Origin of the sequence: Limosilactobacillus vaginalis, assembly GCF_025311515.1 — a bacterium.
In the GTDB taxonomy this organism is placed as follows: Bacteria; Bacillota; Bacilli; order Lactobacillales; family Lactobacillaceae; genus Limosilactobacillus; species Limosilactobacillus vaginalis.
In genome coordinates this window covers 1,409,782-1,422,492 of sequence record NZ_CP104399.1, presented here as the reverse complement: position 1 = coordinate 1,422,492, position 12,711 = coordinate 1,409,782, and the positions used below count along the sequence as shown (strand labels likewise).

15 protein-coding genes and 1 tRNA gene are annotated in these 12,711 nt (G+C 38.4%); 11 read left to right on the top strand and 5 right to left on the bottom strand.

Annotated features, from left to right (window positions below; translation table 11 throughout):
• Positions 1-13: 13 nt before the first annotated feature.
• The 3 genes from N4627_RS07145 to wecB all read left to right on the top strand — a co-directional run bounded on the left by N4627_RS07145 (position 14) and on the right by wecB (position 2,247).
• Positions 14-86: transfer RNA gene (locus tag N4627_RS07145), tRNA-Arg, on the top strand.
• A 294-nt stretch (positions 87-380) separates the two neighbouring features.
• The gene (locus N4627_RS07140) at positions 381-992 is read left to right on the top strand and encodes a helix-turn-helix domain-containing protein (RefSeq protein ID WP_003716740.1); all 612 of its coding nucleotides are present in this window, start codon (positions 381-383) and stop codon (positions 990-992) included.
• A 127-nt stretch (positions 993-1,119) separates the two neighbouring features.
• Positions 1,120-2,247 (top strand): non-hydrolyzing UDP-N-acetylglucosamine 2-epimerase, encoded by a 1,128-nt coding sequence (wecB, locus tag N4627_RS07135; RefSeq protein WP_003716741.1) that lies wholly within the window; start codon positions 1,120-1,122, stop codon positions 2,245-2,247.
• A gap of 105 nt (positions 2,248-2,352) precedes the next feature.
• Here the strand turns inward: wecB and N4627_RS07130 are convergent, their stop codons facing one another.
• The 3 genes from N4627_RS07130 to N4627_RS07120 form a co-directional block, all read right to left on the bottom strand.
• Positions 2,353-2,946: an Rpn family recombination-promoting nuclease/putative transposase gene (locus tag N4627_RS07130; protein ID WP_003716742.1), complete on the bottom strand. Its 594-nt coding sequence runs from the start codon at positions 2,944-2,946 to the stop codon at positions 2,353-2,355.
• A gap of 385 nt (positions 2,947-3,331) precedes the next feature.
• Positions 3,332-3,769: a GtrA family protein gene (locus tag N4627_RS07125; protein WP_003716743.1), complete on the bottom strand. Its 438-nt coding sequence runs from the start codon at positions 3,767-3,769 to the stop codon at positions 3,332-3,334.
• Positions 3,769-4,218 (bottom strand): flavodoxin, encoded by a 450-nt coding sequence (locus N4627_RS07120; RefSeq protein ID WP_003716744.1) that lies wholly within the window; start codon positions 4,216-4,218, stop codon positions 3,769-3,771. The genes N4627_RS07125 and N4627_RS07120 overlap by 1 nt, the downstream gene beginning before the upstream one ends.
• 113 nt (positions 4,219-4,331) lie before the next feature.
• Here N4627_RS07120 and map point away from each other — a divergent pair, with 113 nt between their 5' ends.
• From map to N4627_RS07095, 5 genes are all read left to right on the top strand, one after another.
• Positions 4,332-5,186, top strand: coding sequence for a type I methionyl aminopeptidase (map, locus tag N4627_RS07115; protein ID WP_003716745.1), 855 nt, complete (start codon positions 4,332-4,334; stop codon positions 5,184-5,186).
• A 441-nt stretch (positions 5,187-5,627) separates the two neighbouring features.
• Positions 5,628-7,142 (top strand): glutamate/gamma-aminobutyrate family transporter YjeM, encoded by a 1,515-nt coding sequence (yjeM, locus tag N4627_RS07110; RefSeq protein WP_098045311.1) that lies wholly within the window; start codon positions 5,628-5,630, stop codon positions 7,140-7,142.
• A 422-nt stretch (positions 7,143-7,564) separates the two neighbouring features.
• A complete protein-coding gene (locus N4627_RS07105) occupies positions 7,565-7,798 on the top strand; it encodes an antitoxin of toxin-antitoxin stability system (protein ID WP_098045310.1) in 234 nt (77 codons plus the stop codon).
• The gene (locus N4627_RS07100; protein ID WP_098045309.1) at positions 7,779-8,138 is read left to right on the top strand and encodes a type II toxin-antitoxin system PemK/MazF family toxin; all 360 of its coding nucleotides are present in this window, start codon (positions 7,779-7,781) and stop codon (positions 8,136-8,138) included. The genes N4627_RS07105 and N4627_RS07100 overlap by 20 nt, the downstream gene beginning before the upstream one ends.
• Before the next feature lie 69 nt (positions 8,139-8,207).
• Complete coding sequence (locus N4627_RS07095; RefSeq protein ID WP_260964461.1) at positions 8,208-9,137, top strand: YihY/virulence factor BrkB family protein; 930 nt, start codon at positions 8,208-8,210, stop codon at positions 9,135-9,137.
• Between the two features lie 58 nt (positions 9,138-9,195).
• Here N4627_RS07095 and N4627_RS07090 read toward each other — a convergent pair whose 3' ends face one another.
• Both N4627_RS07090 and N4627_RS07085 read right to left on the bottom strand, forming a co-directional pair.
• A complete protein-coding gene (locus N4627_RS07090) occupies positions 9,196-9,438 on the bottom strand; it encodes a DUF2922 domain-containing protein (RefSeq protein ID WP_191337185.1) in 243 nt (80 codons plus the stop codon).
• Between the two features lie 23 nt (positions 9,439-9,461).
• Positions 9,462-9,674 carry a hypothetical protein gene (locus N4627_RS07085; RefSeq protein WP_191337186.1) on the bottom strand — a complete coding sequence of 71 codons (213 nt, stop codon included), beginning with the start codon at positions 9,672-9,674 and terminating at the stop codon, positions 9,462-9,464.
• A gap of 101 nt (positions 9,675-9,775) precedes the next feature.
• Between N4627_RS07085 and recX the strand changes: the two genes are divergently transcribed.
• The 3 genes from recX (at position 9,776) to N4627_RS07070 (ending at position 12,506) form a co-directional block, all read left to right on the top strand.
• Positions 9,776-10,588, top strand: a complete 813-nt coding sequence (gene recX, locus N4627_RS07080) for a recombination regulator RecX (RefSeq protein ID WP_260964455.1) — start codon at positions 9,776-9,778, stop codon at positions 10,586-10,588.
• Positions 10,589-10,701: 113 nt separating this feature from the next.
• Positions 10,702-11,895: a polymerase gene (locus tag N4627_RS07075; RefSeq protein ID WP_260964454.1), complete on the top strand. Its 1,194-nt coding sequence runs from the start codon at positions 10,702-10,704 to the stop codon at positions 11,893-11,895.
• Entirely contained in the window at positions 11,892-12,506 is a 615-nt protein-coding gene (locus N4627_RS07070) for a YveK family protein (RefSeq protein WP_260964452.1), read from the top strand. Before N4627_RS07075 ends, N4627_RS07070 begins: the two co-directional genes overlap by 4 nt.
• Positions 12,507-12,711: the final 205 nt, after the last annotated feature.

Sequence of the window (12,711 nt, the reverse complement as noted above, 5' to 3'; positions counted from 1 at the left end):
ATACTCTTTGTCTGGTCCTATAGTATAACTGGATAGTACATCCGCCTCCTAAGCGGCCGATTCCGGTTCGATTCCGGATGGGACCATTTGGTTGGAGCTGGGAATTAACCTATTTAAGAGCCTGGTTGGCTAACCTAGAATGACGAATGATGATGAAATCATCAGAGTCGTTCGTAGTTAGACTCGAAGGCTAAGGTTAATTCCCGCGATTAGACTTAGTAAGTTTGGAAGCTAACGGTAGATAATTAGAGGTAAGAAAAGACGTTTTAACAATGTGTTTTCTTGCCTATTTTTTGTACTATTTTTAGTGGTGCAATGAATCATTGCTAGTACTGTCTATTGTTATTCGATATACTTAACCCAAAAATAAGGAGAGACCAATGAAATTTGGCGAACAAATTAAAGAACGACGACAGGAGCTAGATTTGACACAAGCGGAGGTAGCTGAAAAGTATTTCGTTACTCGACAAGCAGTGTCTAATTGGGAGCATGATAAAACATATCCTGATTTGAATATGCTTGTAAAAATTAGCAATGTTTATCAAATTTCACTTGATTCTCTATTAAGGGAGGACCAAAAGTTGAAGGACTATTTAGAACAAGGGAGAGCAATGAATTCGTTTAGTGTCTCTTATGGCTTTATTTGGGTAATGTTTGGGCTTAGTTATTTTCTTGATGATTCAACAAAAGGAGGCAGTATTGCTTGGTATGGCATGGTAGCAATCTTTCTTCTTGCCATGATTTATGAAGAACTAGTAACACCTTTTTTTCTTGGGATCAACCGACGCACATTTTATCGGAGTGGTAAACGGCCTGACGAAAAATTATCAATTTTTGCTAAATTGTTTTACGGAGTATTTGTTTTAGCCGTTATTGTTAGCGTGATTCTGGTTCATCAGGGAATGTCAGGACGCTATGCATCGTCAGTTTTAACTATATTGGTAGGCGTTCAGTATCTCTTACGAAAATATATATATGTGGCAAGAAAGTAAAAATGATTAACCATGAGAAATTGGATCTACTATTTCCCGGGAAATAAAGTTTATCCGGAGTAAATTTTCCCAGATATTATTAAATGTTGTACAATTAAAATAGTATTTTCGCAAAGGAGTTGTCACTGTGCAGAAGCCATTCAAAATTATGCTTTTATTTGGGACGCGTGCTGAAGCAATTAAGCTTGCACCAATTATCGAGCAAATGAAACGGGATCCAAGTACTTGGAAACCATCAATTGTCATTGCTGCCCAACAGCGACGCCCGCTCCTTCAACAAACGATGGAGTTCTTGAATTTAACGGCAGATTTTGACTTAGATCTTTCTGGCCTAAAGAATACTGATTATGCTGAACAGTTAAGCCAGCTAATCCATAACCTTGATAACGTTATTAACGCTGGCCAACCGGATATGCTTTTAGTAGTGGGGGATGCAGTTACTAGTTTAGCTGCTAGTCTAGTAAGCTTTTACAACCATCTTCCGTTAGGACACGTTGAGGCGGGATTGCGTACTTATGACAAGTACCTACCATTTCCAGACGAAATGCACCGGCGGATTACAGATAATTTAGCTGACCTTTACTTTGCCCCAACAACTCGGGCTCGGGATAATTTGTTAAGTGAACACCACTCTGCTCAACAAATTTATGTGACCGGTAACCCGGTAATTGATTCCGTTAAGGAGCGATTAACAACTAATTTTCAGAGTGACCTCCTTGAACATATTCCCGATGATCACCGCATTATTATTTTAACGATGCAACGGGTTGAAAGTATTGGTGCGCCAATGAAACGGGTCTTTCATACAATGAGAGATATTGTGGAGACCAATGAGGATGTTGACTTAATTTATCCGGTTTACCCCAATAGCGAGGTAATGAGTCTTGCTGATGAAGTACTGGGGAATAAAGAGCGGATTCATTTAATTCAGCCGCTTAATCATGGCGATTTCTTAAATCTTGCTGCACGGTGTGACTTTATTGTGACTGATTCTGGTGGGATTCAAGAGGAAGCGCCAGCTATTCATAAACCGGTTTTGCTTCTGCGAGAAAAAACAGAACGACAGGAAGCCGTCGATGTTGGTGCCGTTAAAGTTGTTGGTACTGATCCAACAAGTATTCAACAGGCTGTCTTTACACTTTTGAACGATCATAAAGCCTATAAAAAAATGGATCAGGCAGAAAACCCGTTTGGTGATGGTCATGCTAGTGAACGGATCCTTGATATTATTGAAAATTACCTTAGTAAGAAGTAAGGGAGCGCAAATAGGGTTCCAGAGTTCGGTTATACCGGACACTGGAACCCTATTTGCATACCGCGCTGTTCGTATTTGAACTTGATAAAAGTACTTATGTCATAACTATCTAACTTTCTGAATTAACTTTAAGGCTTCATCATGACTCATGTTATATGTTTTAGCTAATTCTGAAATAATCTTTTCTTGCTCTAAACCCAAATCTTTTAGCATCGTAACTGCTTTGACTTGTGCTTCCTTTTGAGCTTCCTCTTTACCTTCTCTTCGTGCATCCATTAGGTCAAGTTCATATTTCATAAAGCCATGCCTCCTTATCGGGTCTTCACGAATCCGTTTCATTTCAGTCCGTACTTGTTTGACAAGCTGATCACTTGTGTCAATTTGGTTTCCCATTAATTTGAGGAATCCCTTTAGCTTCATATTACCATGAAACTGGCTAGCTTTGGCATTGAAGATCGTAATTTGCCGTTGATCACCTAGCTTAAGCTTTGGATCATTAATACAGCGATTTTCAAACTGATATTTACTCCAGCCGCGACCAAAATAATCAAAATCGCAGAACATAATTATGTAGGTTGGATACTGTGCTAATTTTGTGTAATCATCGCCAACGTTTAAAATATCGAAATCAATTTGCTGTTGGTAATAACGAAGCCGAAAGGGAAGATTGTGCTTATCCGCAACTTGCATTTCAACCACGAAAGTTCGCTGCTCTTCATCACGGACAAAAACATCAAACCGGACTGTTCGTGCACTGATTGGACCGGTAATTTGTTTCTGGGAGTAATTCGCGAAATTGCTTTAATGTTTAGTTCTGGTAGGGAACGTTGAATAAGTTCTAAACAGATTTGTTCATTTTCCATCACCATCCCAAACATAATGTCATTCGTAATTGTCAAATGCTCCCATTTTTCCTCAAGTTGCTTTAGATATGATTCACGATAATCCATTTGCCACCATCATTATTAGAGTTGAGGCTTTCAATCCTCCTAAATATATAAGACGGCATTTAGGCGTTTTTGCATGAAAAGCAACGAAGAAAAAATAGCAGCCTGCATCAATCCCTGATTCAGCCTGCTAATATTTACTTATCTTCAATCCCACGATTATCCTTAAAGATTAACCACTTCGAGAAAATATAATTTGCGATTACCACAATAACGTTATCAATAAACTTAACAATAAATTGTTGTAATGGGGTATCGAACTTGAGAACTTGAATTCCAACATAGGTAATTACCATATCAATTACCAGGGTCAGTCCACGGTAGAAAAAGAAGCGAAGAATTTCAACTAAAAAGTCACTAACGGTCGTGTAATGGGAGCCAAAGACCCACACTTTATTCGTGAAGTAGGCTACCAGCACAGAGGCAAACCATGCAATTACGGTTGCTACTTCAACGTTCCAGTGAAGACCGGGACTTAAAATTTGAAAGACCGCTAAGTTAACAACAGTAGTGACAACACCCCAGAACAGGTAGGCAATAATGGACTTATACTTACTCCAGAGTTGTTTAATCATTACTTAGCCGCCTTTTCAATTAATTTTGCGACAAAGCTATCAAGGGTTTTAATATCATCTTCATCTGGTGATAAGTTGATGTGAACATTGTCAGCACCCTTAGTCGCATGGGCTTTTTCAAACGCTTCGCCAAAGAGGTCGACTGCTTTACAATAATCGTCAGCGTAGAAAGTATCGCCTGAACCGGCAACTCCGTAAACTTTTCCCGTTAAATCGGCTTCTTGAAGGTCATCATAGAAATCTAATCCCTCATCTGGAAGAGCACCTTCATCATAGGTATAAGGACAAACGACACAAATGTCGACATCCTTAAAGTCTTCCACATCAGCCATTGTGATTTCAGTTTCGTCAACTTCAACGCCTTGATCTTCAAATGATTCGGTAATAATATCAGCAACGTCTTCGTTATTACCGGTGATGGTAGCATAAACAACAAGTGCTTTAGCCATTTTTATTCCCCCGTTTAAAATAAATTACGTTTCATAGTATAGCATGCTTTGCTACTTCTTTGGTGACAAGTGTTATACTAGTTTACGTATAAAATAATGAAGGGGACAATTTAATGATTACATTAAAATCACCACGCGAAATTGAAGCGATGGAAAAGGCCGGTGCTGCCCTTGCAAGTATGCACATTGGAATCCGGCAATTTATTAAGCCAGGAATTTCAAGTTGGGAAGTTGAAGACTTTGCCCGGAAGTACTTTAAGGCTGCCGGCGCTAAGGCTGAACAAATTGGCTTCGAAGGGTACAAATACGCAACCTGTGTCAGTGTTAATGACGAAATTTGTCACGGTTTCCCGCGGAAGAAACTCATCTTTAAAGATGGCGATTTAGCTAAGATTGATACCGTTGTTAGTGTTGATGGCTTCTTTAGTGATTCCTGCTGGAGTTATGGGATTGGTAATGTTAAGCCTGAAATTCAAAAGTTGATGGATGTTACCAAGAAGTCATTATTCATGGGAATTGATCAATGCGTTGCCGGTAACCGGATTGGTGATATTGGTGCCGTTATCCAACACTATACTGAAGATGAAAATGGTTATGGGGATGTTCGTGAATTTGTTGGCCATGGGATTCAACCAACAATGCATGAAGATCCAATGGTTCCTCACTATGGCGAACACGGCCAAGGCCTCCGCTTAAAGAACGGGATGACAATTACCGTTGAGCCAATGATTAATACCGGAACCTGGGAAGCCGATACTAGTGATCCAAGCGGCTGGCTTGCTAAAACTGCTGATGGTGGTTGGTCTTGCCAATATGAACATACTCTTGTCGTTACCGATAAGGGGCCAAAGATCTTAACTTCCCAAAACCCCGAAGCCGATGCCAAGTACATCTATGACGACAACTACGCCAAGTACTTGAAGCATTACAGTGAAATTGCTAAAGACGTGGCTAGTCATTTTGAATAGATTAGAGTGCGAGTCCGTTAAAAACTTCCGGTGGCTTTGCAGTCCATCACTCATAAGAAAATAAAGCAACCACTAAAATTAAATAAATAAAACATAATAATGCATAAATAAAATGGCAGATCTACTAAATAAAAATTAGTGATCTGCCATTTTATGATTTATGAGAAGCTGAGGGAAGAACTTTACTAAGATTTATTCAAATAAAGCGTTCATAATCGCTAATGATTATATTCATAAATATACATAAAATGATGAAAATAACTATTTATAATGTATTTTATGCGTGAATAAGTCGGCAAATATGCATAAATAAAATTAGAAAACAATAAGATTTTTTGAAAAATACTTTTATTTTTAATAAAGAGGACTATACTTAAAATATTAAATAATTTCTTATTTTTATTTAAGAATCTTTGCATTATATTATGGAGGTTTTTTATTGTGGATGAGCAGAGTAGTAATAAAAAAATGATTACTACCTTTGGCCTAGTGACGATGATCATTACTGCGATCTTTGGTTTTGGTAACGTATCAAACGCCTACTTGCAAATGGGCTATGGCAGTATTATCTGGTATGCGCTTGCGGGGATTTGTTTCTTCTTCCCGTGTGGCTTAATGATGGCAGAATATGGTTCTGCATTTAAGGATGCTAAAGGGGGAATTTACTCCTGGCTTGCCGGTTCAATCGGTGAACGAATGGCCTTCATCGGGACTTTCGTTTGGTTAGCTTCCTGGATTGTTTGGATGGTTTCTACTGCATCACGGATTTGGATTACTTTTTCCGCATTGATTTTTGGTAAGGATACCACTCAGCAGTGGCATTTCTGGGGAATGACTTCAACTGAAGTTATTGGTGTCCTTGGAATTATCTTAATGATTGCTTGTACCTACTTTAGTTCTCGGGGGATGACTGCGATTGCCAAAGTTGGTTCACTTGGTGGGATCTTCACCGTTGTTGTTAATATCATTTATGTGATTGCAGCTATTATTGTTTTGATTATTAACAAGGGTGTTTTGGCTCAACATTTTGATGGTGCTCAGAGCTTGATTATGTCACCTAACCCACAATTCCAGACGCCAATTGCAATTATTTCTTTCGTTGTTTATGCAATCTTCGCTTATGGCGGTATGGAATCACTTGGATCTGTTACTGATTCAATGAAGAACCCTGAAAAGACATTCCCACGTGGTCTGATCATTGCTTCAGTCTTTACGATTGGTGCTTATGTCATCATGATTTTGATGGCTGGTTGGTTTGCTAATTACAAGCATGACTTTGCAGTGTCGACAACTAACCTGGGGAACGCTACCTATGTCCTCTTTAACATCTTAGGGGTTAAATTAGGAACTGCTTTAGGATTTTCTCACGCAGTTGCTCTCGAATGGGGTGCTGCTATGACGCGGATTGTTGCCTTCTCACAGGCACTAGGATTCTTAGGAGCCCTTTTCGTTCTGATGTATTCACCAATTAAGGCCTTTATTCTTGGTTCTAACCCTGATTTATGGCCAAAGAAGCTGACTAAGCTTAATAAGGCGGGAATGCCTGCAAATGCAATGTGGCTTCAGGTTACAGTTGTTTCCATTATTATCTTCTTGGTTGCCTTTGGTGGTTCTGCCGCTCAACGGTTCTACACCATCTTGACTGATATGGCCAACGTTTCCACTTGTTTCCCATACCTCTTCTTAGTTGGTGCATTTCCATTCTTTAAGAAGCGGACAGATATTGAACGGCCATTTGTTGTTTTCAAGAACAAGGCATTGACTAATACGATTGTTTGTTTCGTTGAAATTATTTTGATTGTCGGAATTCTCTTTACCTTTATCCAACCAATGTTAGATAAGGATTGGGAGACTGCTTTCTGGACAATCGCTGGTCCTGTCTTCTTCGCTGCAGTAGCTTTGATCTTCTACCAAATCTCTGCTAAGAAGCACCATGTTAAGAATGTGATTAAGTAGGAGAGTGCGAGTCAGCAGAGGACTTGCGGTTGGCTAACGATGACTTCTGGCGAAGGCGTGACTTTGTTCACGTCTAGCCAGAAGGGCGTTAGCTCTAGCAAGTCCCTGACGAGCATGTTTTGACTATGTTGCAGTAGTAATGCTGGCTCTAGCAAGTTCTTGGCAAGCACGCTTTCTGAGTCGTTATCTCGAAGTATTAAAAATTAAATCGGTGCAACAAACAAGTTATCGGTGCAAAATCAGTCGATTTTGCACCGATAATCTTTAAATTGCACTGAAAAATCAGAAAAGTTTCGGTTAATTTCCGATCTTTTCTGATTTCTTTCGTTTTTAAATGGTGTGGGAATAAGCAATATTTCTTCTAAGACATTGAGAGGTGAGATATAATATATATCGAATATATATTAACGGAGGGCGTTAAAATGACAGTTAAGATCAGGCGCGTTGGAACATCGGATGTTCTTACCGTTCCTAAATCTATTAAGAAGCGGTACAAGGAATATGAGGTATACCAAGATCGAAGTGGGGCGATAGTGTATATGCCTAAACGTAGTAATCCTTTTAAGAATAGTGAATTTATTGCAAAGCATCTTTATGATGGTGATGATACTGGCTTTATTGATGGTGGGGTAAGGGATGACGAATTATTACATTAATAAGTACCTTCCTCAAAAGCAGGATCTGATTTGGATTGATTTTGAGCCTTCTGTTGGTAAAGAAATTAAGGGGAGGCATCCAGCAATCGTGATGAGTTCTGCTAATTATAGTAAGGTCACCGGGCTGGTAATGGTCATGCCGATTACCCATGCCAAGAATAATCGATTGAGAGAGTTCTTTATACCGTTGCATACAAAGAACATCGAGGGCTATATTAACCCGCTTCAAATTTTTACGTTCAGTATTCGAAAACGCCGGGCAGAATTTGCTGGAGAAATCGCCAGTCCGCAAGATTGGGCCCGTGCGTTGATGATTCATAATGAAATATTGAATAGCTAATAAATGCGGGCGATTTTTTCCACAGTTCGCACGCAATTCAAAATAATGTATAATGAACGAGTATTACTGATGAGGAGTTGGGCAATGATCGGGAAGCTAAATAAAGCAAAATTAAAGAATTTAATTGCGATGCTGGTCAAGCATTTTACCCTGGCCCAACTATCTAGTTCTGCAGCGACACTCGCGTACTATACGTTACTTTCAATTTTTCCGGCATTGCTGGTGATTGGGAACTTGTTACCAATGATCGGTTTGGATGCAAATACCGTTCTTACCTACCTGCAAACGTTAGTCCCGGCAACGGTTTACAGCTTTATCCGGCCGTTAGTTCTAGACTTCTTACAGCGGGGGAGTGGTGGCGTCCTGACCACCGGGGCCTTGATTGCTCTCTGGTCGACTAGTCAGGGAATCGCTGCTTTTCAACGAAGTGTCAATCATGCGTATGGAATTGCTGAAAACCAAAATCCGGTAAGCAATCGGGTGATTTCGTTCATCTGGATGATTGTCGTTGTCATCATTATCTTCGTGATTGTCTTCCTTTACGGGGTCGGTGAACAATTCCTGAAATGGCTTCAACCATTCCTGCACTTCAATCGCCGGTACATCTTCCTGTTCAGTAGCTTGAAGTGGCCGATTACCTTTGCCGTTATCTTTATTGCTTTGACAATGCTGTATTACTTTGTTCCCAATGCTAAGGTTGGCCTTCGTTTTGCAGCAATTGGGGCCTTTCTTGTCTCAATCTTCTGGCTATGGCTCTCTAAGTTGTTCGGGTTATACACCGTTCTTTTCAGTCATGGTGTGATTGGTTATAAGACCATTGGAGCCTTCATTGCAATGATGGTTTGGTTGGACTTCTCTGGCTACTTAATCATGATGGGAGCAGCAATTAACGCAGCTCTTCAAGAAGCTCACGACGGGAAACTCGAAGAAAAAGAGCACTTCTGGCAGTTAATTAAAACTGAACATGATGATGCTAAAAGGCTGATCGTGAAAAAATAGCGAGACTGGAATTAACCAGCCTCGCTATTAAGGTAAGGATTATTAAAATGGAATATTGCTATTCAGCTACGGGAGCCTTCTTTTCGTCATTGAAAAGGACTGTTGGAATTGTATCAACGTACTTCGCGGCAATTGGAGTAACGTACAACTCTTCACCGTCCTTGAAGAATAGGTGGGTATTAGCTAAGTTAATCATTGCCTGACGGACCGTTTCGGCATCTAATTGGTCGTTAGCATAGCTCAACTTCAGAACGTGCTTTTTGGCAAGACTACCTTTGAAGGTTAAATTAAGAGTTTTCATAGATTAATTCTTCCTTTCTAGTTTTAGTTACGGGAAAGTGATTGGGTACTGATCACGTCAGCACCAGCAACGTGTTCTGTGGTTAGGGCTTCCATGGCAGAGACGAGTAAGTTGAACTGATCTTCGCTGACATTTTCAGTAACGTTATTCAGGACATGCTTCACTCCCTTGGGATGCTTTTCTCCGACTAACGTTAATTGAATTTTGGCTGCTTTGAACTTTCGAGACATGCTCATGATGAATTCTCCTTTGGTTTAATTTGGTTGATAAGTAGTGGCCACTGCTTACACCTATTAACAACGAATGAGAATTGGATTTGTAAAGAAGGAATTTTAAAATGGCAAAAATCACTAAAATTGAAGCGCAAAAAAGACAGGGTAGGTACAACGTCTACTTAGATGGTAAGTATGCTTTCCCGGTAGCGGAGAGTGTGTTGATTCAATTCCGGTTGATGAAGGGGATGGAGATTGATCAGGAACTCGAAGCCCAAATTACAACTGCTGATCAAATTGCTCGGGCCTATTCGCGGATGCTTGACTACTTATCTCACCAGTTGCGGACGGAAAGTGACGTAATTCAAAAGCTTCACGATCTTGAAACGCCAGAAGAATTTATTGAGCCAGTTTTGCAAAAACTCCGTGCGCAAAAGCTTCTCGATGATCATGAATATGCCGCTAGCTACGTTCGCACCGAGATGAATACCGATCTTAAAGGGCCGGGAAATATTCGGCAGAAGCTCCGGTTAAAGAAGATCGGTGAAAATGATATTGATGATGCATTAGCTCAATTTACTCTCGAACGTCAATTAGAAAACGCCACAAAATTAGCAAAAAAACTTTTTCGTCGCTATCGTTCCCAACCCATTCGTCGTCAAGAACAAAAAGTTCGTCAGGGATTAATGACAAAAGGATATGCTAGCACGATTTATGACCAAGTTAAGGATCAGGTTGAACCAGAAGAAGATTTTGACCAGCAAGAAGAGCTGCTGAACCACCAGGCAGAGAAGATCTGGCACCGTTCTCGTCGCTACCAAGGTTATGAGCGAGAAATGAAGTTTAAGCAAGCAATGTACCGGAAAGGCTTCGATTTAGATGCTACGCAAGCTTGGCTAGATCGTCAGGATTCAGAGGAAAGCTTTTCAGACGAGTAAAATGCTGGTAAAATGTGTAAGATATTATGTATAATTAGAAATCTATATCAGAGAATTTTAATTAGATTAAATAGTCAATATTATGAAAGGAAAAAGAACTTATTATTAGCACTATGCAAGAATTAAAAGCTAATATTCATAAATCTTCTGCTTTGGGAATTAGAATATATTTTTTGGCATTTACTATTTATTTTTTGCCTAATTTTTTAATGCAAACAACTTTTGCTACTGATGCTATTTCTCATATTTTGAGATTAATATCCTATATTGCTCTTCCCCTATTATTGTATAAGATATTTATTATTGATATGTGGAGTAGAAAAGAACTTATAGTTCTTGTACTAATTCTTTTAACCGGTGTTATTACATGGAGAATTGCACAAATTAGTGATTATTTATTCCTGTTTCCATTTATTTTTGGAGCAAAAAATATTGATTTTAAGCTTATTGTTAAATGGTATTTGTATTTTAATGCGGTTTTTCTTCTATCAATAATAGCGTTTTCACTATTAAAAGTTATTCCTAATTTAATATATTATTCAGTGTCCCGACCTACAAGGTATTCACTAGGAATGGTGTATCCTTCTAACATTGCTGCTCTTGGCCTTTTTATGGCACTAGCTTATTGTTATTTGAGATTTAATCATTTAAATTTCTGGGATTACTGTGGGATCTTTTTAATTGCTTGTATTGGTATGAAACTCACAAATACCAGGTTGGATTTTCTGGCAACAATTTTGATCATTCCGATTATGATTATCGCACAGCGAGCTTATCGCAATAAAAGAATTGCACGACATATAGCATCTTTCTTTTGGTTAGCAGTTCCTATAACTGCATGGATAGTTGTTTTTGGTTCATATTTTTATAATAGTGACAATTATCCTTTAAGAAAATTAAATGATTTAAGCTCAGGAAGGCTTGAGTTAGGTTATACTGCTTTTCAACGTTATAAACCAAATCTATTTGGAAGATCAATTACTGAATATTCATACGCTGGTGTTTACGGACATAAGTATGCAAATGGAATTGGACAAATGTCACATGGATACTTTTACATAGACTCGTCTTATCTGCGAATGCTTTTATTATGGGGAATTATGGCATTTGTTATTATAGTTATTTTTTTAACATTAATTGCTTTAATTTCGACAGTAAGAAAAACTTATGTCTTGTCAGCCATTATTTTGATCACATCGTTAAGTTTGATGTTTGAACCACATGTAATACAACTTATATATAATCCATTTTTATTATATTTATTTTCAGTTGACGATTATGCAATTAAAAGGGAGCTATATAAATGAGTAATAAATTAAAAACTAAAGATATTTATAAAACCATTATTCAAAACTGTGTATTAATTATTGCTTTCACGGTTATTTTTGGAGCCTTGGGTTATTTTTATGCACAACATAAACAAAGCACTACGTATAAGACTACTCAAAATGTAATTATTGACCATAGTTATACTGGTGAATCTGCTAATGACGAAGTTCAGGCTGACTTGAGTTTGACTAAAACATACAAGGAAGTCATTGAAAGTGATGATGTTATAAGTGAAGCCAGAGAATACCTACCAAGTAAACTACAAAAGAAGTATAGTGTAGAAGATATTGCAGGCATGACTAGTGCACAAGTAATACCCGCAACTACAATGATAGAAATCTCTACTAATTCTCCATCTGCAAAAACATCTGCTCAATTAACAAATGCAGTTGTGCGTGCCGCAGAAAAAGAAGTTCCTAGTAAAATACCCTTTGGTTCTGTAAAGTCAGTATCAAAAAGTGACAAGAATGATGCTAAATCTATCACATCACCCTCTCGTAAGAAATATACAGTTCTTGGACTAGCGGTTGGTTTTCTTTTAGGAATGGTCGTTTCATTTTCAATTACTACTTGGACTAAATTGATTTGAAGCTTATTATTGGTCATTAGTTAATTAATGTTTGTTATAGAATTGCTATAAGGTAGCGAGCTAGTATTAGGCGATTATTACTGGTTCGCTATTGTTAATTATTTGAGAATATTTATGGATGGTATAGTCATCGTAAAAAGTACTTAATCGAGAGATCATCGCTCTTTAAAACACCCATCTATTAATACATAAAAATTAAAGAAGA